The sequence below is a fragment of the Streptomyces sp. 3330 genome (assembly GCF_031456635.1).
Lineage (GTDB): Bacteria > Actinomycetota > Actinomycetes > Streptomycetales > Streptomycetaceae > Streptomyces.
Window position 1 is genome coordinate 133,202 of the sequence record NZ_JAVDVA010000001.1, and the last position, 25,572, is coordinate 158,773.

The following is a 25,572-nucleotide window of genomic DNA, read 5'->3' on the forward strand; positions in this document are numbered from 1 at the left end:
GGGCACGTCGTGCGGGCGAGTTGTCGCACAGGGGTTCACCACCGCCCTACCCGTCAGTACATTGACATCATGTCTAACAAGCCTGAGGGGCTGCCGGACGAGCGGGTCACGCTCAAGGCGCGCAAGGTGTCCTTCTCCTGGGAGGACACCCCGCTGCACTGGGTGCCGGGGGACCCGTTCGCCACGCACACCATCAACGTGCTGCATCTGCTGCTGCCGGCCGGTGAGCGCTGGTTCGTGCACGTCTACCGGCAGGTCCTGCCGTACATCCGGGACGAGCGGCTGCGCGAGGACGTCATCGGGTTCATCGGGCAGGAGGCGATGCACTCCCAGGCCCACGACGAGGTGCTACCGCATCTGCGCGAGCAGGGGCTCGACCCGACGCCGTACACCGCGCAGATCGACTGGTTCTTCGAGAAGCTGCTCGGCGACCGGACCCTGCCGCCCGGGCGGCCCCGGCGCTGGTGGCTGAGGGAACGGGTGGCGCTGATCGCGGCCATCGAGCACTACACCGCGTTCCTCGGCGACTGGGTGCTGAACGCCGAGGAGCTCGACCGGCGGGGCGCCGACCCGACCATGCTGGACCTGCTGCGCTGGCACGGGGCCGAGGAGGTCGAGCACCGGTCCGTCGCCTTCGACCTCTTCACCCACATCGACGGCGGTTACCGGCGGCGGGTGCGGACCTGGGCGACGGCGTTCGCGGCGCTGGTGTTCCTGTGGCAGCGCGGGATCCGCTTCTTCATGGAGAACGACCCGACCCTGGTCGACGGGCGCGCCTCCTTCAAGGACTTCTACGTCCGCGGCAGACGGGGCACGCTGCCCGCGACCGGCGACCTGCTGCGGTCGGTGCCGCGCTATCTGAGCCGCGCCTACCACCCCTCGCAGGAGGGCTCCACCGAGCAGGCGGTCGCCTATCTCGCCTCCTCCCCCGCCGCGCTGGCCGCGCTCGCCGCGGAAGAGAGGGCGTCGTGATGCCGAAGCCGCTGGCCGCCGTGGCCGTCGCGGGCGCGGCGCTGCTCGTCCGGCGGGCGCTGCGCCGCCGGATCAGGGTCTCACCCCTGTGGCCCATGCCCGCACTGGCGGAACCGGTCTCCGGCCGGCCCCGGTCACGGGCGCTGCGGCTCCTGGTCGCCGAACGGCGGGAGGCCGCCGAGGGTGTGGTCCTGCTGCGGCTCGAAGGACGCGAGCTGCCGCGCTGGGAGCCGGGAGCCCACCTCGACCTCGTGCTGCCCTCGGGGCTGGTACGGCAGTACTCGCTGTGCGGGGACCCGGCGGACGCCTCCGCCTACACCGTCGCCGCGCGGCTCGTCACGGACGGGCGGGGCGGCTCGCGCGAGGTGCACGAGCAGCTGCGGGAGGGGATGGAGGTCGAGGTGCGCGGGCCCCGGAACCGCTTCCCGCTCGTCGAGGCGCCCTCGTACGTCTTCGTCGCCGGGGGCATCGGCATCACGCCCCTCCTGCCCATGCTGCGGGCCCTCCCCGAGGGCGCCGAGTGGCGGCTGCTCTACGCCGGCCGGACACGGGCCTCGATGCCGTTCCTGGCGGAGGTCGCGCAGCTCGCCGGGGAGGACCGCGACCGGGTGACGGTGACGGAGGGACGGCCCGATCTCGACGCGGCGCTCGGGGATCTGCCCGAGGGGGCGGCCGTCTACTGCTGCGGCCCGGAGGGGCTCATGGCGGCGGTGGCGGAACGGGCGCCGCACGTACGGCTCGAGCGGTTCGCGGCGCGTACCGTCCGGGACGGCGACGCCTTCGAGGTCGAACTCAGGCGCACCGGGCGGGTGGTGACGGTCGCGGCGGACTCGACGGTGCTGGCCGCCGTCCGCGCCGCTCTGCCGGACACCCTCTACTCGTGCGAGCAGGGATTCTGCGGGACCTGCCAACAGCGGGTGCTCGCCGGGGAGGTGGAGCACCGGGACGAACTGCTCACGGACGCGGAGCGCGGCGACTCGATGCTGATCTGCGTCTCGCGGGCGCGCGGCGAACGGCTGGTGCTGGACATGTGATCCGGTGCGCGGCCCCGCGACCGGCCCGGCACCCGGCGGGCCCGCGCGGAGGAGGCACGAAGGACCGGGCGCGCGGCGGGCAAGGGGAGCGGCCGGGAATGACTGACATGTGACCGGACAAGTGACCGTTTTGGTGACGGATCGGGTGAACGTCTGCGCCGGTCCGGTCCATTCCGGGCCGGATCCGATCGGTAAGGTGTTCGTATGACTACCGGGGTCCGTCGCAGAATGGGAGTCGAGGAGCGTCGGCAGCAGTTGATCGGCGTCGCCCTCGAACTGTTCGCCCAGCGCTCGCCCGACGAGGTCTCCATCGACGAGATAGCCGCGGCCGCGGGTATCTCGCGCCCCCTCGTCTACCACTACTTCCCCGGCAAACTCAGCCTGTACGAGGCCGCGTTGAAGCGGGCCTCGGAGGATCTGGCGGGCCGGTTCGCGGAGCCGCACGAAGGACCGCTCGGCTCCCGGCTGCTCCGTGTGATGCGCCGCTACTTCGACTTCGTGGACGCGCACGGCCCGGGATTCTCCGCCCTCATGCGCGGCGGCCCGGCGGTCGGCTCCTCGACCACGAACGCCCTCATCGACTCCGTACGCCAGAACGCCTACGAGCAGATCCTGTCGCACCTGGGGGTCGCCGACGCGCCCCCGCGGCTGGAGCTGATCGTCCGCTCCTGGATCTCTCTCGCCGAGTCGACCGCGCTGATCTGGCTGGACGGGCGGCGCATCCCGCGCGAGGAGCTGGAGGTCCAGCTCGTGCAGGACTTCGCCGCCTTGACGGCCGTCAGCGCGGCCCACGACGACGAGCTGCGCGCCCTGCTGCGCCCCGTGCTCGGCGGCGAGCCTGCCGACGGGCCGTTCGGCGACCTGGTCACCCGGCTCATCGCTCTCGCCTCCTGAGACCGGCCCCCGGGACGGGCCGCCGGGACCGCCCGGAATCGGTCCCGTCCGCCCGGGGCGACGTGTGCGCCCTGCCCGCCCCAGGGCCTGTCTGACCATTCCCGTCGTCGCCCGGGGCAGACGGGAATGGTCAGACAGGCCCTAGCCCTCGTACTTGCGGTAGGACGGGTCGAGGTCGCGCACCTCGGCCGAGGCGTGGAGCACGAAACCGTCCTGCGTCACGTGCTCGCGCAGCAGCTCCAGCACGGCCTCGGTCAGCTTCGTCTTCGTCTCGTCGGTGCGGCCGGCCAGGAGCCCCAGCGTGACGTGGACGACGGCGTGCCCAGCCTCCTCGGGGTCGTCGTAGCCGAACGCGGTGAACTCGGCCGGACGGAACAGGGTCTTGCAGGCTTCCGGCTTGGCGGCCGCGATCTCGACGACCGAGGTGTGCAAGGCCCGCGCGAACCCGCTCCGGTCGAAGGCGGACGCCATCGTGGTCGAGTAGTCGACGGTGATCTGCGGCATGGGCACTCCTGTTCCAGGGCAAACAACGCCCAGCCTAATTCTTCAGCCGCAGGGCCAGCATGGCGATGTCGTCCTCCCGCTCGTGTCCGAAGCTGGTCAGGAGGGTGTCGCACAGCGCGTCCAGACCCGGCATGGCGCCGATGGCCGCCGCGCGGAGCTGCTCCATCGAGACCGCGAGGTCGGTGCCCCGGGTCTCGATCAGACCGTCGGTGACCATGAGGAGCCGGTCGGTGGGCTCGAGGAACAGTTCGGTGGGCGGCGGGTGGGGCAGGCCCGGGCCGAGCAGCGGGCCGGCCGCCTTGGCGTAGTCGGCGCCGCCGTCGTCCCGGACGATCAGCGGCGGGATGTGCCCCGCGTTGGCGATGCTCGTGCGCCCTGTTCCGGGGTCGATCAGGACCAGACAGACCGTCGCCGTGACCTCGGGGTGGTAGAGCCGGAGCATCCGGTCGAGGCGCTCGGCGAGCACCGCCGGGTCGCTCTCGTCGACGCAGTAGGCGCGCAGCGCGTGCCGGATCTCGACCATGACGGTGGCCGCCTCGAGCGAGTGCCCGACGACGTCGCCCACCGCGGCCAGCACCCCTCCCCCGGTGCGCAGGGCGGCGTAGAAGTCGCCGCCGATCTCCGCCTCCCGGGACGCGGGCACGTAGCGGACGGCGACGTCGACGCCGGGCAGCTCGGGCAGCCGCTGCGGCCGGGGCAGGAAGCTGTGCTGGAGGGTGAGCGCGACGTGCCGCTCGGCCTGGTACATCAGCAGGGGCTCGGCGGCGAGCGCGGTGGCCTGGGCGAGCCGGGCCAGCCGGGACTCGGTCTCGGGATCCACCCGGCGGGCTCCCCGGGTGGGGACGGCCAGACACACCGAGGACCTGCCGTCCTGGGTGGGGAGCAGCACCAGCCGGGCGTCGTGCGGCACCCCGGGCCGGAAGAACCCGGCGGGCCACAGCGGCGCGGGGACCGTGGTGATCCGCACACCCGCCTGGCCGTGGGTGAGCCGCCGCAGCGTCGCGACGACGGCCTGGTGGGCCTCCTGGTCCGGCAGCGCGAGCGAGGTGCGGCTGCGGGAGGTGCCGCGGTGCAGCACGTCGTCCGGGCCGAGGACGAAGGCGGCGGCGGGCGAGCCGGTGATCCGCGCGGCACCCTCGGCGGCCGCGTCGGCGAGTTCCTGGGGGGAGCGCGCCGCCTGGATGCCGACGATCGCCTCCGACAGCAGGGACAGCCGCCGGGCCGCCGCCCGGTCGTCGGCCCGCAGCCGCGCGGCCCGTACGGCCGCCCGGACCACGGCGTCGATCTCCTCGGGCTCGGCGGGCATCGCCAGGTGGGCCTCGCCGCCCGCGTCCAGTCCCTGACCGCGGTCGCCCGGGGCCACGTCGCCGGCCGAGAAGTGCACGACGGGCAGCCCGGCCATGTGCGGCCGGGCCTTGAGCCGGCGGCACAGCTCGAAGCCGCTCATGTCGGGCAGCTCCACGTCGACGAGGGCGACGTCCGGCAGCGCGCCCCTGCGCCGCCGCACGTCCAGTTCGACGAGGGCCTCGTGGCCGGTGCCGACCGCGACGACCTGGTGGCCGGCGCGGCGCAGCACCGCGCCGAGGGCGAACCGGCCGGCCGCCGTACGGTCCACGACCAGCACGGTCGTGGCTGTCCGTCTGTCGTTGACGTCCATCTGCCGACCCTCGGACTCAACCGGTGGAGCAGACCGGCTTCAGGTCTGCTCCACCAAGGTAATGCCCCTGTCTAGGGGGTCGTCCGGGAGAACACCGCGACGGTACGGCCCGGCACGGCGAACGTGCCGGACTGCGCGTCGTACGACGCGGTCCTGACGGTGGGGTCCGACCCCGCCGCCTGCAGCGGGTGCAGGCGGTATCCCGTCCCGGCGAGCGTGTCGACGGTCTGCTTCCGCGCGGTCGGCGTCGCGTTGAACACGACGACGAGGTCACCGAGTTCCATGGTGATCACCCCGGGTGTCTCCTCCTTCCCGGAGAGCGGGAAGGAGAGCGCCGACTGCACCTGGGCGGCGGTCCCGAGCGAGAACGCCTTCTCGGTGGTGCGGATGCCGAGCAGATCCCGGTAGGCGGCGGAGGCCGCGGTGATCTGCGGGCAGCCCACCCCCACGGAGGTCAACAGGGGCTTGGCATAAGGCCACTTGGAGGCGTTGTCGGGAGCCGGCGGCAATCCCCGGCCGAAGCCGTTGCCGGCGGCGCAGTTCCAGTGGATCGCGTTGAACCAGTCCCCGCTGTCGTAGGAGTTGCGGTCCAGGGACTTGGAGCGCAGCAGGTCCGTGCCCGCCTGGGACAGCGCGGGCCCCTGGGAGAGCGCGGCGGTGGCCATGGCGAGCACCTGCATCCGGGCCCGGTCGGCCGCCGAGGTGCCCTTGGGCAGCTTGTACGCCAGCGCGTCGAACAGCGACTCGTTGTCGTGCGCGTCGACATAGGCGAGGGCGTCGCCGGGCGCCTTCGCGTAGCCCGCCGGGGCGCCGTTGTAGTCGACCTCGGCGCCGGTGACCTGCTTGCCGTCGGTGTCCGTGAAGCGGTAGGCGGCGAGGTTGCCGCTCAGCCCGACCTTGATCAGGTCCTGGTAGTGCAGCAGCCGGGCCTTCTGCTCGGCCGGTGTGCCGTTGCCCGTGGAGGAGTTGGGGTCGGTGTAGAGCCCGGACGCGAAGCCCTGGACGCCCGGGTCCGCGTCGAACGGCCCGCCGCCGCGCACGGCGTCGCGCGCCCGGTCGGAGAAGGTCGCGATGCCCGTTCCCGCCATGTTCTTCTGCGTGGCCTGGACGAACCGGGCGTCGTCGGCGACCTCTCCGAAGTTCCAGCCCTCGCCGTAGAGGATGATCTTCTTGCCGTCGACGCCGTCCTTGGCGGGGGTCAGCGCGTCCAGCGCCTTGCGCACCGCCAGGATGTTGGCCTTGGGGTGGTGTCCCATCAGGTCGAAGCGGAAGCCGTCGACCTTGTACTCCTTGGCCCAGGTGACGATCGAGTCGACGACCAGCTTGCCCATCATCGCGTTCTCGGTCGCGGTGTTCGCGCAGCAGGTGCTGTTCGCCACCGAGCCGTCGGCGAGCAGCCGCTGGTAGTAGCCGGGGACGATCCGGTCGAGGACGCTGGTCGCCGCCTGGCCGCTCGCGGCCGTGTGGTTGTAGACGACGTCCATGACGACCCTGAGGCCGTCCTGGTTCAGTGCCTTCACCATCTTGCGGAACTCGACGGTCCGGGCGGTCCCGTCCGGGTCGTCCGCGTAGGAGCCCTCGGGGACCGTGTAGTGGTACGGGTCGTACCCCCAGTTGTAGGCGTCCTTCGCGGCGGTCGCGGCCACGCACTCCTGCTGCTTGTCGGAGTCGGCCGGGTAGGAGGCGAGGTCGCAGCCGGGGGTCGACTGCGCGGCCTTGTCCTCGGCGATGGTCGCGATGTCGAAGACGGGCAGCAGGTGGACGTACGACGTGCCCGCCGCCGCCAGCTCCCGCAGATGCTTCGAACCGTCGCTGTCCCGGTCCGTGAAGGCCAGGTAGGTGCCCCGGTCCCGGGCGGGCACGGTCGTGTCCGCGACGGAGAAGTCCCGGACGTGCAGCTCCTGGATCTGGGCGTCCTTCAGCGGGACGGCCTTCGGCTTGGCGAGCGTGGACCAGCCGCCGGGGGCGAGGGCCTTGTCGTCGAGATCGACGACGAGACTGCGCGCGGAATCGGTGGTCAGGGCGACCGAGTAGGGGTCGGTGACCTTGTTGGTGACGACCTTGCCGACGCTGGGCGCCCACACGGTCACGACGTACCGGTAGGGCTTGTTCTTCCAGGATCCGGGCCCGGTGACGGACCAGACGCCGGTGGCGTCGTCGCGCCGCATCTTCACGGTGGAGCCGTCGAGCTCCAGGGCGACCTGCTGCGCCGTCGGCGCCCAGACGGCCAGGGTGGGCCGGCCGTCACGGAAGGTCGGACCGAGCCGCGCCTTGGTCGCCCCGGGGTACAGGTCGTCCAGCACGCCCGCGGTCTGCACGCCCGTGGCCGCCAGCACCGCGCCGTTCACGGCCCGTTGGGAGGCGACGACCTGCCCGCTCAGCGCGGCGCGCACCCGGTCCCGGTCGCGCGGGTCGACGGACCAGGCGGTGGAGGCCTTGAGGTGCGGGTACGCGGCCTTCTGGGCGTCGGTGAGGGTCGTTCTCGTCAGCCGCAGCCACCGCGCGGCGCCGGTGAGCGTGCCGTCGGCGACCGCGATCGAACCCTTCGCGCTGTACAGCAGCTGGGTCGAGGCGGCCGCCTCGGAACCGTTCCAGGCGACGGTGTTCCGGTCGATCCAGACCGCCTTGGAGGTGCTCAGGTCGAGGGCCGCCGCGGAGCCGGCCGGCTGCGGGAGCAGGTACTTCTCCTGCCCGCCCAGCAGCCACACCTCGTGCCCGTCGGCGGTGAGGTCCAGCGACTGATCGGTCGGGAGATCCTTCTCGTCGCCCTTGTGCAGGATGTAACTGAGGCTGGTGGCGCCGGCGGTGAGCGGCACCTCGAAGACCGCGCCGTACGCGTCGGTGGTGACCGGCTTCAGCGGGTTCGACCACTCGGTGGGGTTCGCGGCCCCGGTCCAGGTGTGCAGGCCCCAGCCGCTGTAGTCGCCGTCGGCGCGGTGGTAGTGCAGGACGGCCTTGGCGGTGTCCTGCGCGGGGTACTCGGGCTTCTTCGTGAGGACGTCCTCCTTGCCCTGCTCGATCCAGACCTCGCCGGTCTTCGTGACGTCGATCGTGCGGTCGGCGGAGACGTCCTTGCCGCCCTGCTCGTCGATGACCAGGAACCCGACGGACGAGGCGCCCGGCTTCAGCTTGACGTAGGCGAACGCCCCGTAGGCGTCCCGGCCGACGAAGGGGTGGCTGTCCGGCCAGGTGGTCGACTCGCCGTCGGCCAGGTCGCCCCAGGCGTACAGGCCCCAGTCGGCGTAGTCGCCGTCGGTGCGCTTGTAGTGGACGATCGCGTAGTCGCGGGAGGAGGCGGTGGGGGTCTCCGGGGCGGGCGGGGTGCCGGTGACGGAGGCCGCGGTGGCGCTCGCCGTGCGCCCGGCCGAGTCGACGACGACCGCCTTGTAGCGCAGCGCCGTTCCGGCGGGGACGGCGGCGTCGAGGGTCTGCGTGACCCGGTAGGGGGCGTGGTCGGCGGAGCCGAGGGTCTGCCACTTGCCGTTGCCCGTCTGGGCGGCGAAGACGACCCGGTCGAGCGCGCCGCCCTGCACGTCGGCGTTCAGCTCGACGGTGCCGGTCGCGCCGGCGGCCGGGGCCCGCAGGGTGACGGTCGGCCCGGCGGTGGGCGCGGACGGCTTGCGAGCGGCCTTGAGGACGACGGCGGAACCCGCGGGAACGGTGACGGTGATCTTCTTGTCGGCGCCGGCGGTCACCGTCTTCCCGGTGCCGTAGATGCCATGGAACGCGGTGTTCGCGGAACCCGTGGCGAAGGTCGCCTCCTGCGCCGTGCCGGCGTTGTTGAAGGCGACGACGTACTCGGTCGTGTCCTTGCCGGTGCCGTTGCGGGAGAAGGCGTAGACGCCGGGGCCGTCGGCCGCGTAGCGCTCGGTCTGGACGCCGTCGGTGAGGGCCGGGTTCGCCTTGCGCAGCTGGGACAGGGCGCTGATCTGCCGGTACAGCGGGGCGCCGGTGTCGTAGGCGTCGCTCGCGTGGGTGCGGTCGGTGCCGATCTCGTCGTCGTCGAGGTAGTCGGCGGTGCGCGAGGCGAACATGGTCTGGCGGGCGTCCTTGTCGCCGCCCGAGCCGGTGAAGCCCTGCTCGTCGCCGTAGTAGACCACCGGGTTGCCGCGGCTGAGGAACATCAGCTCGTTGGCGAGCTCGTCCTTGGCGAGGAGTTCGGCGTCGGAGGCCCCGGGGTTGTCCTGGTTCAGGAAGTACCCGATGCGGCCCATGTCGTGGTTGCCGAGGAAGGTGACCTGCTCGTAGGCGTTGGCCTTGTCGGTCGTGTACTTGTAGTCGTCGGCGAAGACCGAGGCGAGCTTCCGCGCGCTGCCGCCCTGGGAGGCGTACTGGCGGGCCGCCTCCTGGAAGGGGAAGTCGAGCGTGGCGTCGAGGCGGCCCTGGGTGACGTACGGGGACGTGACCGAGGTGTCGGCGGAGTAGACCTCGCCGAACATGAAGAAGTCGTCCCGGCCCTGCTGGGCCGCGTAGGCGTCGAGGGCCGTCGCCCACTGGGTCCAGAACTCCATGTTCACGTGCTTCACGGTGTCGATCCGGAAGCCGTCGATCCCGAAGTCCCGCACCCAGCGCTGGTAGATCTTCTCCATCCCGGCGACGACCTCGGGCCGCTCGGTCCACAGGTCGTCGAGCCCGGAGAAGTCGCCGTACGTGGTCGACTCACCGGCATAGGTCGAGTCGCCGCGGTTGTGGTACATCGCCGGGTCGTTGAGCCAGGACGGGACCTTGGCGTTCTTCTGCCCGGCGGCGACCGTCGGGGTGCGCGGGAAGGAGTCGGCGTCGACGGCCGGGAACTTCGTGCCGCCGTCCGCGTAGTCGGCGTCGTCGAAGGGCACGCCGTCCTTCGTCAGGTACGGGAACGCGCCCTTGGACAGGTAGCCGTAGGACTTCTCCTCGTAGTCGACGACGTCGGCGGTGTGGTTGGTGATGACGTCGAAGAAGACCTTCATGCCCTTGGCGTGCGCCTTGGCGATGAGGGTCTCCAGGTTTTTGTTGGTGCCGAAGTGCGGGTCGACCTGGGTGAAGTCGGTGATCCAGTAACCGTGGTAGCCGGCCGAGGCGTTGGCGCCGGTGCCCTGCACGGGCCGGTTCTTGAAGATCGGCGCCATCCAGATGGACGTGGTGCCGAGGCCCTTGATGTAGTCGAGCCGCTGGGTCAGGCCCTTGAGGTCGCCGCCCTGGTAGAAGCCCTTGTCGGTGGGGTCGTAACCCGTGGCGAGGCGTGAGCCGGTCAGTCCGCCCTCGTCGTTGGCGGTGCTGCCGTTGGCGAAGCGGTCCGGCATGACGAAGTAGAACTGCTCACGGGTGGCGTCGTGGCGGGCGGGCGCGGCGGCCAGTTTCGCGTCGGACGGCGGCGGGGGCGGGCTGTCCGCGTGCGCCGCGAGGGGCTGCACGAGGGCGGCGGCCAGCGCGGTCACGGCGACGGCCGCGATCCGTCGGGCAGGTGGCGCGGTGCGGCGCGTCAGGGGCGCCGGCCATCTCGGTATCACAGGCGGGAACTCCTTGCGATTACGGCTCTCTTGGGTCCGACCCCAACGCCGCGGGACGGCTTCGTCGCCGGGCGCCCGCGTGACCGTATCGCTCACGAAAGGTTTACAGCAAGAGTCTTGCAACCGACGGAAAGAACTTTCACCGGACCCTTGACGGTCTCCTCGCCATCACCCCACGCGCACCCCGTGTCGCCGCCCGGGCAGGGCGCGTCCGTGCCCACGGACGTGCCCTGCCCGGGCGGCTGCGGTACGGTGCGGGTCGCCCCGCCCGCCGGGTCCTGGAGCAGCGCGAGAGCGGCCCCGGCCGCCGCGGGAGCGGGTCGGGGCCGCCGGTGACGGCCGGGGAGCGAACTCAGCAGCTCGACTTGCCCGCGTAGATCGCCAGTGCGGTGTCGGCGCCGAGGGTCGCCGTGAACTGGCCCGAACCGTTCACGGTCACCGTCGTGTTGTTCTGCACGTTGCAGTAGGTGCCGGCGGCGAGGGACGTCTGGTACGTCCGGCTGAGGGAACCGCTCTCGTGGTTGATCGCCACGTACCCCTTGCTGCCGCGCCCGAAGGCGATCGCGTCGCCCCCGTTGTCCCACCAGTCGGTCATCGCCGCACCGCGCGTGGCGTTGCGGAACGCCACCATGCGCATGATCTCCGGCCAGGCGTGCTGGCACTTCCAGCCGTTCTGCCAGCAGGCGCTCACCGCGCCCCCGGCGGGCGGCCCCGTGTCCGCGTCCGACCACTCGTAACCGGAGTTGACGTCCGGCGCGCCGTACGGATACGCGAGCATGAAGACGTTGGCGAGCGTGTACTTCGCGCCGTCCTTGTAGGTGAGGGTCGATCCGTTGCGCTCGGTGTCGTGGTTGTCGACGAACACCCCGGCGGCGGAGTTGCTCAGGTACCCCCAGCCCTCGCCGTAGTTCTTCAGGTACGCGAGGTTCTCGTTGTTGAAGACCCGCTTGAGGTCGTAGGCGTAACGGAACTCCTGGACGTCCCCGTTGCCGGTGTACTCGGTCGGCTGGACGGCCTCTCCGCTGCCGTAGATGACCTCCTGCTTCCAGTACACGCCCGGGTTCGTCAGCCGCGACTTGATGTTGGCGAGGTCCGCGGTGTCGATGTGCTTGGCGGCGTCGATGCGGAAGCCGTCGACGCCGAGGGTGAGCAGGTCGTTCATGTACCCGGCGACGGTCTTGCGGACGTACTCCTCGCCGGTGTCCAGGTCGGCGAGGCCGACCAGCTCGCAGTGCTGGACGTTCCAGCGGTCCGCGTAGTTGGTGATCTGGGACGTGCAGTCGTCGAAGTCGTACGAGGAGTACAGGCCCGGGTAGCCGTACTTCGTGTACGACGAGCCGCCGGTGCCGGTGCCGCTGCCCGCGGACATGTGGTTGACGACGGTGTCGACGACGACCTTCACACCGGCCGCGTGACAGGTGTTCACCATGCTCTGGAACGCGGCACGGTCGCCGAGCCGGCCCGCGATCTTGTAACTGACGGGCTGGTACGACGTCCACCACTGCGAGCCCTGTATGTGCTCGGCGGGCGGGGAGACCTGGACGTAGCCGTAACCGGCCGGGCCGAGGGTGTTGGTGCACTCCTTGGCGACCGAGGCGAAGTTCCATTCGAAGAGGACGGCGGTGACGTCCTTGGTGCCGGGCGGGGCGGCGGACACGGCTGTAGGGGCCATGACGGCGGCCGCGGCGGCCAGGGCGAGGGCGCCCGAAAGGGGTCTGCTGCTTGCCATGTGGGGAAGTCCTTCTCCGTTGAAGGCGCTTGCTGAAACACGTCAGCAATCTTGCGGTGACGGAGATGGTAAAGGCCCGCTGCCTGAAAAGGCAGCGGGCCGTGCGAAGTTGATGCAAGAAATTCCTGGGAGGTCGTCAGACCGTCGTGAACCACACCGTCGTGTCCGCCGGGAGCTTCGCCTCGCCGGAGTCCGTCTCGGTCACCTCACCGCTGGCGAGCAGCACCCGCCCGTGCGCCGCGGTCGTCACCGACTCCCCCGTGGTGTTCGCCACGCACACGAACTCCCCGCGGCGGAAGGCCAGTACGCCCGCCGGGGCCTTCAGCCACTCCACCGAGTCGCCCGCGCCCAGGTCGGGCCGCGAGCGGCGGATCCCGAGGGCCGAGCGGTACAGCTCCAGCGTCGAGCCGGGCACGCCCTGCTGGGCCTCCACGCTCAACTCGCCCCAGCCGGACGGCTGCGGCAGCCAGCTGCCGCCGTCGCCGAAACCGTAGGACGAGCCCTCGCGCGTCCACGGGATCGGGACCCGGCAGCCGTCACGGAAGCCGTCCTGGCCGGCGCCGCGGAAGTACGCCGGGTCCTGGCGCACCTCGTCGGGCAGGTCGACGACGTCCGGGAGGCCGAGCTCCTCGCCCTGGTAGACGTACGCCGAGCCGGGGAGAGCCAGCATCAGCAGCGTGGCGGCCCGCGCCCGCCGCAGCCCGACCTCGCGGTCGCCCGCCGTGCGGATCTGGGTGCCGAGGCCGGGCGGGTTGGCGAAGCGGGTGGCGTGCCGTGTCACGTCGTGGTTGGACAGCACCCAGGTGGCGGGGGCGCCGACCGGGCGCATCGCCTCCAGGGTGCGGTCGACGACCTCGCGCAGCTGCTCGGCGTCCCACTCGGTGCCCAGGTACTGGAAGTTGAAGGCCTGGTGGAGCTCGTCGGGACGGACGTAGTTGGCGGTGCGCTCGACGGTCGGGGTCCAGGCCTCGGCGACGAAGATGCGCTCGCCCGAGTACTCGTCGAGGATGAGACGCCACTGGCGGTAGATCTCGTGGACGCCGTCCTGGTCGAAGAACGGCATGACATCGTTGCCCAGCAGCTTGAGTTGGTCGTGGGCGCCGAGGTCCGGGAGACCCGCCGCCTTGACCAGGCCGTGGGCCACGTCGATGCGGAAGCCGTCGACGCCCATGTCCAGCCAGAAGCGCAGGACGGAACGGAACTCGTCCCCGACCGCCGGGTGCTCCCAGTTGAAGTCGGGCTGCTCGGGGGCGAAGAGGTGCAGGTACCACTCGCCGGGGGCGCCGTCCGGCTCGGTGACCCGGGTCCAGGCGGGGCCGCCGAAGATGGACTCCCAGTCGTTGGGCGGGAGTTCGCCGTTCGCGCCCTTGCCGGGCCGGAAGTGGTAGCGGTCCCGGAGGGGGGAGCCGGGGCCTTCCCGCAGTGCCCGCTTGAACCACTCGTGCTGGTCGGAGGAGTGGTTCGGGACCAGGTCGACGATGATCCGCAGGCCCACTTCACGGGCGTCCCGGATGAGCGCGTCGGCGTCGAGGAGGTTGCCGAACATGGGGTCGACCGCGCGGTAGTCGGCGACGTCGTAACCGGCGTCTGCCTGCGGGGAGGCGTAGAAGGGGCTGAGCCACACGGCGTCCACACCGAGGTCGCGCAGGTACGGGAGACGGGAGCGTACGCCTTCCAGGTCGCCCATGCCGTCGCCGTTGCTGTCGGCGAAGCTGCGCGGGTACACCTGGTAGATCACCGCGTCCCGCCACCAGTCACGGCGCTTGGCGACGGTGGCGACAGCCGAGGTGGGGGTGGGGGCCGGGGCTGCGGGCTGCTGGCTCATGGCGTCCTTGGTACGTAACGGGGCTGTTGACATGGAGTGTTGGGGCTCGCTTCGGTATTCGAGGGCGAGTGGTCGAGGCGAGTCGATGAGACGGTTGGATGAGGCGGCCGCGGTGCCGGCGGGGTCGGATGGACACCGCGGCCGCCACCCGCGCGCCTGACGGCGCACGGAGTCTCGCAGGGCTTCAGCCCTTCGTTCCGCCCGCGGTGAGTCCGGTCACCAGGTTCTTCTGCACGAGGTAGAAGAACACGGCGGCGGGTATCGCGATCAGCACCGCCGTGGCGGCCATGAGGTTGCGCTGGGCGTCGTGCTCGCTGACGAAGGACTGCAGACCGACGGCGAGGGTGTACTTGTCGTCGCTCAGCATGAACGTCGACGCGAAGGCGACCTCGCTGAAGGCGGTGAGGAAGTTGTAGAACGCGGCCACCGCGAGACCGGGCTTGGCGAGCGGCAGGATCAGCCGGAAGAAGGTGCCGAACGGGGTGAGCCCGTCCACGCGTCCCGCCTCGTCGATCTCGAAGGGGATGGTGTCGAAGTACCCCTTGAGCAGCCAGGCGCTGTACGGGATGACCGTCGTGCAGTAGACGAGGATCAGACCGAAGTAGTTGTCGATGAGCTGGAGGTCCGAGAGGATCTGGTACATCGGCACCATCAGCACCGCGACCGGGAACATCTGGGTGACCAGCAGGACCCACATGAACTTCTTGTAGCCGGGGAAGCGCATCCGGGAGACGGCGTAGCCGGTGGTGGCGGCGATGAGCACGCCGATGGCCGTGGTGCCCAGCGTGACGACGAGCGAGCTCTTCAGCCAGTCGAAGAACTGGGTGTGCTGGAGGACGAACGTGTAGTTGTCGAACGTCATCTTGTCCCAGATGCCGCCCGGGTGCAGATAGTCGTCCGTGTCCGGGCCGAGGGACAGATAGACCAGCCACGCGATCGGGAAGAGCGCGATGACGCTCGCGACGAGCAGGACGCCGTGCGAGGCGAGGGAGCCGGCCAGGCTGTTCTCGCCGCGGCGCCGGGCCCGGCCCGGGGTCTTGGCGCGCTGCTCGCTCACGGGGGCGGAGGTCTCGGCGGTGGTGCTACTCATGGGGACTCCTGCCTCAGATCGCGAGCTGCTGCTCGTTGCGGTTCAGCCAGCGGCGGTAGAACGACGTGAAGACGATCAGGATGGCCAGCAGCAGGATGCCGTAGGCGGCGGACTGGGCGAAGTCACGCGGCTGCTGTCCGAAGCCGAGGTAGTACGCCCAGGTGACGAGGATCTGCGCGTCGGGGGCGGTGTTGCCGAACAGCAGGAAGATCACGGCGAACTGGTTGAAGGTCCAGATGATGCCCAGCAGGACGACGGTCGAGCTGACGGACCGCAGGCCGGGCAGGGTGACGTACCGGAAGCGCTGCCAGGCGCTGGCGCCGTCCATCTCGGCCGCCTCGTACAGGGAGCCGTCGATGGCCTGGAGGCCGCCGAGCAGCGAGATCATCATGAACGGCACACCGCACCAGGTGTTGACCATGATCGCGGCGAACCGCTGCCAGAAGCTGTCCTCGAGCCACAGGGGCGAGGGCAGATGCAAGGCGTCCAGCGCGGAGTTGATGATGCCGCCGTCGGCGAGCATGAACCGCCAGCCGAACACGGTGACGAAGGTGGGCACCGCCCACGGCAGCACCAGGATCAGCCGGTACAGGGTCCGCCCGCGCAGCTTCTGGTTGAGCAGGAGCGCGAGGCCCAGTCCGATGCCGTAGTGAAGAGCGACACAGGCCGCCGTCCAGACGATCGTCCAGATGAAGTGCGACCAGAAGCGGTCGTAGGCCGTCGGGCCCCAGAGGATGTCGGCGTAGTTGTCGAGGCCGATGAACTTGTAGGTGGCGTCGATGTGGTTGACGCCGATCGTGCGCGCCGTGTTCAGGCTGTTGGCGTCGGTGAGCGTCAGGTACAGGCCGTACACCAGGGGGTACAGCACGAGCACACCGAGGACGACCGCCACCGGGGCGATCATGGCGTACGCGTACCAGTGCTTCTGGTAGCCGCGCCTCAGGCGCCCGGCCGGCCCGGGCTTCGGCTCACGGTCACCGCGGCGCTTGCCGGTCGCGCGGTCGATGGCGACTGTCATGATTCGACACCTTCTGGATCTTCACGCTGGATCTTCGACGGGGTGGTACGGCTCACAGGCCGGTGGCCGCCGGATCTCTCCCCCCAGGTGCGGGAGATCCGGCGGCCACTCGGGCTCACTTGCTGAAGTCCGGCACCAGCTTGGCGATGGCGGTCTCAGCGGTGCTCAGGCCCTTGTCGAGGGTCTCCTTGCCGCCCGCGATCTTGGGCAGTTCGGTGTCGAGCGGGCCCCAGAGGGAGCTGTACTCCGGCAGCGCCGGGCGCGGCTGGGCGGCGGACAGGACCGTCTGGTAGCCGGCGATGCCCGGGTCGGCCTTGACGGCGTCCGTGTAGGCGTCGTCGCGGGTCGGCAGCGTGGAGTTCTTCTGGGCGATCGTCGCCTGGCTGGCGGCGGAGGTCATGAAGTTGACGAACTTCAGCGCGGCGGCCTGGTGGGCCTTGTCCGAGCCGGCGTAGACCGAGAGGTTGTGGCCGCCGGTCGGGGCGCCCGCCTTGCCGGCGGAACCGGCCGGGACGGTGGCGATGCCGAGGTTGTTCTTGTCCGTGAAGGCGCTGCCCTTGTAGAAGTTCGTGATCTCCCACGGGCCCTGGACGATCGCGGCGACCTTGCCGTTGACGAACGCGTCCTGGATGTGGGCGTACGCGTCGGCGGTGGTGTCCGCCTTGTGCAGGCCCTTGCCGTCGAAGAGGCCCAGCCAGGTGCCGTACGCCTTCTGGGCGGCCGGGGAGTTGACGGTGATCTTCTTGGCGTCGGCGTCGACGGTGTCGGTGCCCTCGCCGTACAGGAAGGACTGGGCGTAGTAGGCCTGGGTGGAGCCCCAGTAGCCGTCGACGCCGGTCTTGGCCTTGATGGTGGCGGCGGCCGTCTTCAGGTCGTCCCAGGTCTTGGGGGCCTCGGTGATGCCGGCCTTGGTGAAGAGCGCCTTGTTGTAGACCAGCGCGAGCGTGTCCGTGACGATCGGCACGCCGTACGTCTTGCCCTCGTACTTGGCCTGCTCGATCAGGTTCGACTTGAACTTGGCCTGGTCCTTGAGGGCCTCCGTGCCGTCCAGCGGCAGGAAGAAGCCCTTCTTGGCGAAGGCGGGGGTCCAGCCGACCTCGGAGCGCAGCACGTCCGGGGCGCCGGAGGCGCCGGCGGCCGTGTCGAACTTGTTCTGCGCCTGGTCGAAGGGCACGTTGACGTACTTGACCTTGACGTCCTTGTTGGCGGCCTCGAACTGCTTGACCAGGGCCTGGTACGTCGGCGCCTCATTGGTGGCGTTGGAGGTGTCCCACCAGGTGATGGTGACCGGCCCGGACGAGTTGTCGCTGCCGCTGTCGTCCCCGCCGCAGGCCGTCGCCGCGAGGGCGAAAGACGCCACCAGCGCGGTGGCCGCTATGCCACGCCGCATGAGTTTCTCCTTGAGGGTGAGAGCCCGTTTAGCTACAGGAAGCGGTCCCGTCCGCTGTCCTGCCGACTCCGACCGCGCCGTTGCTGCCGTCGGGCGACGTGAACGTAACAGCGATGTAAGCGGCACGAAAGACCTTGCAGAAAAAAAGTGCAAGACATCACCGAAGTTATCCGCGCGTGATCCGTGCGTGACCTTCCGTCGACCGCTGTGAGACCGTAGTTGTCATGGCTGCGGGGCCTCACGGCGGGAGACAGGGCCGCTGTGCAAGACTCTGCAAGCTCTTGCCATCACTTTCATGAGGGAGCGCGATGACGCAGCAGCCCGCGGGCCGTTCACCAGGTCGCCCACGGCGTCCGATCGGTGTGCAAGTCAGCACCCGACCGGTACAGTCCACCCCTGTGACCACACGGCTTGCCGACATCGCTGCGCAGGCGGGGGTGAGCGAAGCGACCGTCAGCCGCGTTCTCAACGGCAAGCCCGGTGTCGCCGCCACCACCCGCCAATCCGTGCTCGCCGCTCTGGACGTCCTGGGCTACGAGCGCCCCGTCCGCTTGCGCCAGCGCAGCGCGGGTCTGGTCGGTCTCATCACGCCGGAGCTGGAGAACCCGATATTCCCGGCCCTGGCCCAGGTCATCGGCCAGGCGCTGACCCGCCAGGGCTACACCCCGGTCCTCGCCACCCAGACACCGGGCGGCTCCACGGAGGACGAGCTGACCGAGATGCTGGTCGACCGCGGGGTCGCGGGCATCATCTACGTGTCGGGCCTGCACGCGGACACCACGGCCGACATGCAGCGCTACGAGCAGCTGCGGGCGCAGGGCGTCCCCTTCGTGCTGGTCGACGGCTTCTCCCCGAAGGTCCAGGCGCCGTTCATCTCCCCCGACGACCGGGCGGCGATGACCCTGGCGGTCACCCACCTCGTCTCGCTCGGCCACACCCGGGTGGGACTGGCGCTCGGCCCCAAGCGGTTCGTGCCGGTCCAGCGCAAGATCGAGGGCTTCGTCCGGGCGGTCCAGGAACAGCTGGGCCTCGACCCCGAGACGATCGAGAAGGACCTGGTCCAGCACTCCCTCTACACCCTGGAGGGCGGCCAGGCGGCGACGACGGCCCTGATCGACCGGGGCTGTACGGCGATCGTCTGCGCCAGCGACATGATGGCGCTGGGCGCGATACGGGCGGCCAGGCAGCGCGGCCTCGCGGTGCCCCAGGACATCTCGGTGGTCGGCTTCGACGACTCCCCGCTGATCGCCTTCACCGACCCGCCCCTCACGACCGTCCGCAAGCCGGTCCCCGCGATGGGACAGGCCGCCGTCCGCACGCTCCTCGAGGAGATCGGCGGAACTCCGGCGCCCCACAGCGAGTTCGTGTTCATGCCGGAACTGGTGGTCCGCGGTTCGACCGCTTCGGCCCCCGGGGACCGGAATCGTCCGTAGGGCGGAGACGTCCGGGTTCTGCCCCGTACGCCGGCAGTAGGCGAAGCGGTCCGCCCGTCGTAGGAAGTGCGGGCCGAACCCGACCGGGGGATGATCGGGCCAAGAGGTCTTTTCTGGCAGACTTTATGTCCATGGGTGAACCGACTGTGACGCCATTGGAAGGCCGTGGCCAGGCCCTTCCGGACCCCGTCACGGCCGCGCCCCGCCCACGCCGCCTCGACCGGCTGCGCAGCCCCCGCCGCCCCCGCCTCTGGTTCGAGATCCTGCTCATCGCGGTGAGTTACTGGACCTACTCGCTGGTGCGCAACGCGGTTCCGGAGCAACGCGCCGAGGCGCTGCGCAACACGGACTGGATCTGGCGCGCGGAGCACAGTCTCGGCATCGCCGTGGAGGAGTCGGTCAACCACGCCGTGAACTCGGTGACCTGGCTCATCGTGGGCATGAACTACTACTACGCGACCCTGCACTTCGTCGTCACGCTGGCCGTGCTGGTCTGGCTCTACCGCAGCCACCCGGGACGCTACGCGGCGACGCGCCTGGTGCTCTTCGCCACCACGGCCGTGGCCCTGGTGGGCTACTACCTGTATCCGCTGGCGCCGCCGCGGCTGATGCCGCGCGGTGACTTCGTCGACACCGTGATGGTCCACCAGACCTGGGGTTCGATGGCGTCCGGCGACCTCAAGCACATGTCGAACCAGTACGCGGCGATGCCGTCCATGCACATCGGCTGGGCCGTGTGGTGCGGTCTGACCGTCTTCGCGCTGGCCAGGCTGCCCTGGGTGCGCATCCTGGGACTGCTGTACCCGACGGCGACCCTGGTGGTGATCGTCGCGACGGCCAACCACTTCTGGCTGGACGCCGTGGGCGGCGTCCTCTGCCTGGCCTTCGGCTTCGCGGTGGCCGGCGTCTGGTACGGGACCCTGCCGTACTCCCTGCCGCGACGGGTGCCCCCGAGGGGGCAGGGCAGGCCCCTGCTCCCCACGAAGGCCTGACGCACGAAGCCGCTCGACGCCGCCGCTCGGCACGGACGCCGCACCCGGCGCCGGCGTCACGGTTTCCCGCTCAGCCCTCTCCCCGGCGCACCACGTGTCCCCCGGCCACGGTGCGCCGCACCGGCGCCCCGGCCACCTCGTCCGCCGGAGCGGCGACCGGGTCGACGGGGCTCATGAACCACGCGAGGACCCCGCGCGTGGACGGCTCCGCGTAGCCCGGCGGGCGCGCACGGCACGGCCGGGGAGGCGCCTTGCAGCACAGCCGGGGAGGCACCCCGCGCCACGGTGGGGGCGCGCCCGGCACGACCGAAGGGCGCCGCACGCCACGGCCGGGGAGCCGCCCCGCAGCACAGCCGGGGAGGCACCCCGCGCCACACCGGGGAGGCACCCCGCGCCACGGTGGGGCCGCGCACGGCACGACCGAAGGGCGCCGCGCGCCACGGCCGGGGAGCCGCCCCGCGCCACCGCCGAAGGGCGCCGCGCGGCACGGCCCGGGCCCGCGCGAGTTCACGGCGCTTCCGCGGCCGCCTTCAGCGCGTCGATGAACGCGTCCAGCGCGGGCTGCGGCGGCGCCGTCTCGCGGACCACCGCCTGGATGACCCGCACCGGCACCGGGTCCCGCACCTCCCGCACGACGACCCCCGGATGCCGGCTGCCGAGCCCCAGCCGGGGCACGAGGCTCACCCCCAGACCGGCGGCGACGAACCCCTGGGCGGTCACGTAGTCCTCGCTCTGCACCGCGAACCGGGGCCGGAACCCGGCCGCCGCGCACGCCTCGAGCTGAGCGTCGAGACAGGGCCCCGGCCACTCGCTGCCCACGAACGTCTCCTCGGCCAGCTCCTCCAGCCGCACACCGCGCCGCCCGGCGAGCCGGTGCCCGCGCGGCAGGACGGCGAGATAGGGATCGTCGAGCAGGTGCAGCAGCCGTACGCCGGTGCCCTGCCGGCCCTCCCCGCGCACCACCAACGCCAGATCGGCGCGTCCCTCCCGCACCTCCGCCAGCGGGTCCTCGGGACCGGCCGTCAGCCTCAGCTCGATCCGGACGCCGGGGTGCGCCTCCCGCAGCCGAGCCACGGCGGGCGCCACCAGTCCGGCCCCGGCGGTGGCGAAGTACCGCACGCCCAGCCGGCCGGTCCGCCCGGCGAGCAGGTCGGCCAGCGCCGTCTCGGCCTCGGCGACCTGGCGGCCGATGGCGTCCGCGTACTGGGTGAGCAGCAGTCCGGCGGCCGTGGGCCGCACACCCCGCCCGGCCCGCTCCAGCAACGCGGTCCCCGCCTCCCTCTCCAGGGCGGCGACCTGCTGACTGACGGCCGACGGGGTGTACCCCAGCACGGCCGCGGCCCCCGTCACCGACCCGTTGCCGACGACCGCCCGCAACACCTGCATCCGCCGCACATCAAGCATGCAGAACAGCTTAACGAACAGTCCAGAACATTTCACTTGTCCTCACAGGTCGGGTTCGGCGACCGTAGGGACATGCCCCTCGCCTCGACGCTCCGCATGGCCGCGCTCGCCCTCTTCTGGGGCTCCGGCTTCCTCTGGATCAAGCTGGCCCTGACCCACGGCCTGACGCCCGCCCAGATCACCATCGCCCGGTGCGCCCTGGGCACGGCCGTCCTGCTGCTCCTGGCCCGCCGGGCGGGCGGGCGCCTCCCCCGGTCCCGGACCACCTGGGGTCACCTCGCCGTGGCCGCCCTGTTCTGCAACGCGCTGCCCTTCGCCCTCTTCGCCCTGGGCGAGCAGCACCTCGACTCGGGCATCGCGGGCGTCCTCAACGCCACCACCCCCCTGTGGTCGCTCCTCATCGGCGTCGGCCTGGGCATGGAACGGGCCCTGCACCCCGTGCGCGTGGCCGGCCTGGTCCTGGGGTTCGCCGGCACCGTCCTGATCTTCGCCCCCTGGCGCCACGAGGGCCTGCTCAGCCTGCCCGCCCTGTACCTGCTGGGCGCCGCGGCGAGCTACGCGGTGGCCTTCGCCTACATGGCCCGGCACCTGACGGCCTCGGAGTCGCCCATGGCCATGTCGGCGGCCCAGCTCCTCGCGGCCACGGGATGGAGCACCCTGGCCCTGCCCGCGGCCGGCCCCTTCCGCGCGGACGCCACCGCCCTGCTCGCCGTCGCCGCGCTGGGCGTCCTCGGGACGGGCCTGACCTTCTACCTCAACTACCGCCTGATCGCCGACGAGGGCCCCACCGCGGCGGCGACGGTCGGCTACCTGCTCCCGGTCGTGTCGGTGGCGCTCGGCGCGGCGGTCCTGGGCGAGCAGACGGGCGCCCGCGTGCTCGCGGGCATGGCGGTGGTGCTGGTCGGCGTGGGGTTGACCCGGCGGAACACGGCGTCCCGCGCGAGCGGACCGGTGGACGCGCGGCGCGACGGTGCGGCTCGGCCCCTCGTCCAGCGGTCCTAGCCGCCGTAGAACAGCTCGTCCACGACGCCCCGGGCCAGGCGCGCGGTCCGCCGGTAGTCGTCGAGCATGTCCCCCACCCGTCCGGGCCCGTACCCCAGGTACCGCCCCACGGCGACCAGTTCACGGGGGTCGGAGGGGAAGGTGTCCCCGGCCCGGCCGCGCACCAGCATCACGGCGTTGCGCACCCGGGTCGCCAGCACCCACGCCTCGTCCAGCGTCGTCGCGTCCTCGCCCGGGATGAGCCCTGCGTCGCGCGCGGCGGCGAGGGCCTCCCGGGTGCGGGTGGTCCGCAGGCCCGGATGCGTCGAACCGTGCCGCATCTGGGCCAGCTGCACGGTCCACTCGACGTCGGACAGGCCGCCCGGCCCGAGCTTGGTGTGCAGCTTCGGATCGGCGCCCCGGGGCAACCGCTCCGACTCCATACGGGCCTTGAGCCGCCGGATCTCCCGCACGGCCTCCTCGCCGAGCCCGTCCGCCGGATAGCGCAGGGGGTCGATCAGCTCGATGAACCGCCGCCCCAACTCCTCGTCGCCCGCGACGACTTCGGCACGCAGCAGCGCCTGCGACTCCCAACCCAGCGACCAGCGGCGGTAATAGGCCTCGTACGACTTCAACGTCCGCACGAGCGGACCGGACTTGCCCTCCGGACGGAGGTCGGCGTCGATGAGCAGCGGCGGATCGGCACTGGAGATCTGGAGCAGCCGGCGCATCTCGGAGACGACCTTGTTCGCGGCCTCCGCGGCCTCGCGCTCGTCGACGCCGTCCCGGGGCTCGTGCACGAACAGGACGTCGGCGTCGGAACCGTAGCCCAGTTCATGACCGCCGAAGCGGCCCATGCCGATGACGGTGAAGGACGTCGGAAGCGTGTCCCCCCAGCCTTCCCGCACGACCGCGCGCAGCGTGCCGGCCAGCGTGGCGGCCGTGATGTCCGACACGGCCCCGCCCACCAGGTCCACCAGGGCGCCTTGGTCCGCCTCGACCGGCTGCGCCTCCGTGCCGTAGGAGGCGACGATGTCGGCGGCGGACGTGCGGAACAGCTCGCGCCGCCGCACACCGCGCGCCGCGGTGACCGCCTGCACCACCCCGTCGGCCCGTCGCACCGCGGCGAGTATCTCCTGCTCCAGATGCGCCCGCCCGCGCGGCGCGAGGCCCCCGCCGTCCCCGTCGCCGAGCAGCGCCACCGCCTCCGGCGCCCGCATCAGCAGATCGGGGGCGAGCCGTCCGGCGGACAACACCCGGGCGAGGTTCTCCGCGGCGGCGCCCTCGTCCCGCAGCAACCGCAGATACCAGGGCGTCTTGCCGAGCGCGTCCGACACCTTGCGGAAGTTGAGCAGGCCCGCGTCCGGATCGGCGGAGTCCGCGAACCAGCCGAGCAGGACCGGCAGCAGGGTGCGCTGGATGGCCGCCTTGCGGGTGACGCCGGAGGCCAGCGCCTCCAGGTGACGCAGCGCCGACGCGGGGTCGGCGTACCCGAGCGCGACCAGCCGCTCCCGGGCCGCCTTCGGGCTCAACCGGGTCTCGCCGGGGGCGAGTTGGGCGACGGCGTCGAGCAGCGGCCGGTAGAACAGCTTCTCGTGCAGCCGACGCACCACGGCGGCGTGCCGCCGCCACTCCTGGCCGAGTTCGGCGACCGGGTCGGTGCGCAGTCCGAGGGAGCGGCCCAGCCGCCGCAGGTCGGTCTCGTCCTCGGGGACCAGATGCGTGCGCCGCAGCCGGTAGAGCTGGATCCGGTGCTCCATGGACCGCAGGAACCGGTACGCGACGTCCAGTTGCTCGGCGTCGGCCCGTCCGACGTACCCGCCCGCGGCGAGCGCGTGGAGCGCGTCGAGCGTGGTGCCGCTCCGCAACGACGCGTCGGCCCGTCCGTGCACCAGCTGCAGCAGCTGCACGGCGAACTCGACGTCCCGCAGCCCCCCGGGACCGAGCTTCAGTTCCCGGTCGACCTCGGCGACCGGGATGTTCTCGACGACCCGCCGCCGCATCTTCTGCACGTCGACGACGAAGTTCTCCCGCTCGGCGGCCTGCCACACCAGGGGCTCGACCGCGGCGACGTACTCGGCCCCGAGCGCCAGGTCACCGGCCACCGGGCGCGCCTTCAGCAGGGCCTGGAACTCCCATGTCTTGGCCCAGCGCTGGTAGTAGGCCAGATGACTGGACAGCGTCCGCACCAGCGGCCCGTTGCGCCCCTCGGGCCGCAGGTTGGCGTCGACGGGCCAGATGGACCCCTCGACGGTGGTCTCGGAGCAGATCCGCATCAGGTGCGCGGCCAGTTTGGCGGCGGCCCGCAGCGCCTTGCCCTCGTCGGCCCCGTCGGCGGCCTCCCCCACGAAGATCACGTCGACGTCGGACACGTAGTTCAGCTCGTGTCCGCCGCACTTGCCCATCGCGATGACGGCGAGCCGGCACAACGCGGCGTCGTCGGGCGCGGCGGCCCGGGCGAGGCCCAGGGCGGCCCGCAGCGTGGCGGTGGCGAGATCGGCGAGCTCGGCGGCGGTCTCGGCGAGATCCGTCGTCCCGCACACGTCACGCGCCGCGATGGAGAGCAGGCAGCGCCGGTAGGCGACGCGCAGCGACACCGGATCCGTCGCCTCGGCCAGGCCCCGCTCGAACTCCTCCACCCCGGGATGCAGATCCCGCGGCTCGTACGTGACGAGCGCCTCCCAGTCCCGCGGATGCCGGGCGAGGTGGTCGGCGAGGGCGGCGGACGCCCCCAGCACGCCCAGCAGTCGGTCGCGCAGCGGTTTGGCCGCTATCAGCGTGTCGAGCAGCTCCCGTCGGGCGGTGGGCCCGGGCTGGGCCTCCAGCAGCCGGACGAGACCGTGCAGGGCGAGGTCGGGGTCGGCGGTGGCGCCGAGGGCCTCCAGCAGAAAGGGGTCGTTGCGCACCGGCGACAGCTCGGGCCCGTCCAGGAGCCGCTCGGCGGCGGACGGGTCGGTGAAGCCGTGCCGCAGCAGCCGTGTGAAGGTGCTGCTCCTGCGCCCCGGCGCCATCATCCCCGGCCCTCCCTCGGATCAAGGTCGTACGCACCTGAGCGTAACCCGCGCTTTTCGGTGGCGCCCCGGCCCGGTTTCCGGTTCTGTGGTACTTCGGGTTCCGCGGGGCCCCGGGTTCTGCGGAGCCTCGGGTCCTGCGGACATCT

Annotated in this window: 16 protein-coding genes; 6 read left to right on the forward strand and 10 right to left on the reverse strand. The window is 71.6% G+C overall.

Annotation, left to right across the window (positions count from 1 at the left end):
• Positions 1-69: 69 nt before the first annotated feature.
• The 3 genes from J2X68_RS00620 to J2X68_RS00630 all read left to right on the forward strand — a co-directional run bounded on the left by J2X68_RS00620 (position 70) and on the right by J2X68_RS00630 (position 2,900).
• Positions 70-972 (forward strand): metal-dependent hydrolase, encoded by a 903-nt coding sequence (locus J2X68_RS00620; RefSeq protein ID WP_310430400.1) that lies wholly within the window; start codon positions 70-72, stop codon positions 970-972.
• Positions 972-2,006 (forward strand): PDR/VanB family oxidoreductase, encoded by a 1,035-nt coding sequence (locus J2X68_RS00625; RefSeq protein ID WP_310430401.1) that lies wholly within the window; start codon positions 972-974, stop codon positions 2,004-2,006. Before J2X68_RS00620 ends, J2X68_RS00625 begins: the two co-directional genes overlap by 1 nt.
• A 204-nt stretch (positions 2,007-2,210) precedes the next feature.
• Entirely contained in the window at positions 2,211-2,900 is a 690-nt protein-coding gene (locus tag J2X68_RS00630) for a TetR/AcrR family transcriptional regulator (RefSeq protein ID WP_310430402.1), read from the forward strand.
• 141 nt (positions 2,901-3,041) lie between these two features.
• Here J2X68_RS00630 and J2X68_RS00635 read toward each other — a convergent pair whose 3' ends face one another.
• From J2X68_RS00635 to J2X68_RS00670, 8 genes are all read right to left on the reverse strand, one after another.
• Entirely contained in the window at positions 3,042-3,404 is a 363-nt protein-coding gene (locus J2X68_RS00635) for an isomerase (RefSeq protein ID WP_310430403.1), read from the reverse strand.
• A 34-nt stretch (positions 3,405-3,438) separates the two neighbouring features.
• Positions 3,439-5,061 (reverse strand): fused response regulator/phosphatase, encoded by a 1,623-nt coding sequence (locus J2X68_RS00640; RefSeq protein WP_310430404.1) that lies wholly within the window; start codon positions 5,059-5,061, stop codon positions 3,439-3,441.
• Positions 5,062-5,132: 71 nt separating this feature from the next.
• Entirely contained in the window at positions 5,133-10,550 is a 5,418-nt protein-coding gene (pulA, locus tag J2X68_RS00645; protein ID WP_310430405.1) for a pullulanase-type alpha-1,6-glucosidase, read from the reverse strand.
• 352 nt (positions 10,551-10,902) lie between these two features.
• Positions 10,903-12,279 carry an alpha-amylase family protein gene (locus J2X68_RS00650; RefSeq protein WP_310430406.1) on the reverse strand — a complete coding sequence of 459 codons (1,377 nt, stop codon included), beginning with the start codon at positions 12,277-12,279 and terminating at the stop codon, positions 10,903-10,905.
• 136 nt (positions 12,280-12,415) lie between these two features.
• On the reverse strand, positions 12,416-14,104 hold the full coding sequence (locus tag J2X68_RS00655) for a glycoside hydrolase family 13 protein (RefSeq protein ID WP_310430407.1): 1,689 nt from the start codon (positions 14,102-14,104) through the stop codon (positions 12,416-12,418).
• A gap of 184 nt (positions 14,105-14,288) precedes the next feature.
• Complete coding sequence (locus J2X68_RS00660; RefSeq protein ID WP_310430408.1) at positions 14,289-15,194, reverse strand: sugar ABC transporter permease; 906 nt, start codon at positions 15,192-15,194, stop codon at positions 14,289-14,291.
• A gap of 13 nt (positions 15,195-15,207) precedes the next feature.
• Positions 15,208-16,212 (reverse strand): sugar ABC transporter permease, encoded by a 1,005-nt coding sequence (locus tag J2X68_RS00665; protein WP_310430409.1) that lies wholly within the window; start codon positions 16,210-16,212, stop codon positions 15,208-15,210.
• Between the two features lie 115 nt (positions 16,213-16,327).
• The gene (locus J2X68_RS00670) at positions 16,328-17,602 is read right to left on the reverse strand and encodes an extracellular solute-binding protein (RefSeq protein WP_310430410.1); all 1,275 of its coding nucleotides are present in this window, start codon (positions 17,600-17,602) and stop codon (positions 16,328-16,330) included.
• A gap of 398 nt (positions 17,603-18,000) precedes the next feature.
• Between J2X68_RS00670 and J2X68_RS00675 the strand changes: the two genes are divergently transcribed.
• Together J2X68_RS00675 and J2X68_RS00680 are read left to right on the forward strand one after the other, a co-directional pair.
• Positions 18,001-19,035 carry a LacI family DNA-binding transcriptional regulator gene (locus J2X68_RS00675; RefSeq protein ID WP_057599686.1) on the forward strand — a complete coding sequence of 345 codons (1,035 nt, stop codon included), beginning with the start codon at positions 18,001-18,003 and terminating at the stop codon, positions 19,033-19,035.
• A gap of 131 nt (positions 19,036-19,166) precedes the next feature.
• Entirely contained in the window at positions 19,167-20,027 is an 861-nt protein-coding gene (locus J2X68_RS00680; RefSeq protein WP_310430411.1) for a phosphatase PAP2 family protein, read from the forward strand.
• Between the two features lie 507 nt (positions 20,028-20,534).
• On the opposite strand, the gene J2X68_RS00685 is transcribed toward J2X68_RS00680, so the two are convergent.
• The gene (locus J2X68_RS00685; RefSeq protein WP_310430412.1) at positions 20,535-21,431 is read right to left on the reverse strand and encodes a LysR family transcriptional regulator; all 897 of its coding nucleotides are present in this window, start codon (positions 21,429-21,431) and stop codon (positions 20,535-20,537) included.
• A gap of 72 nt (positions 21,432-21,503) precedes the next feature.
• Here J2X68_RS00685 and J2X68_RS00690 point away from each other — a divergent pair, with 72 nt between their 5' ends.
• Entirely contained in the window at positions 21,504-22,433 is a 930-nt protein-coding gene (locus tag J2X68_RS00690) for a DMT family transporter (protein WP_310430413.1), read from the forward strand.
• On the opposite strand, the gene J2X68_RS00695 is transcribed toward J2X68_RS00690, so the two are convergent.
• Positions 22,430-25,426 carry a bifunctional [glutamine synthetase] adenylyltransferase/[glutamine synthetase]-adenylyl-L-tyrosine phosphorylase gene (locus tag J2X68_RS00695; RefSeq protein ID WP_310430414.1) on the reverse strand — a complete coding sequence of 999 codons (2,997 nt, stop codon included), beginning with the start codon at positions 25,424-25,426 and terminating at the stop codon, positions 22,430-22,432. The two genes, J2X68_RS00690 and J2X68_RS00695, sit on opposite strands and share 4 nt — an antisense overlap.
• Positions 25,427-25,572 lie beyond the last annotated feature (146 nt).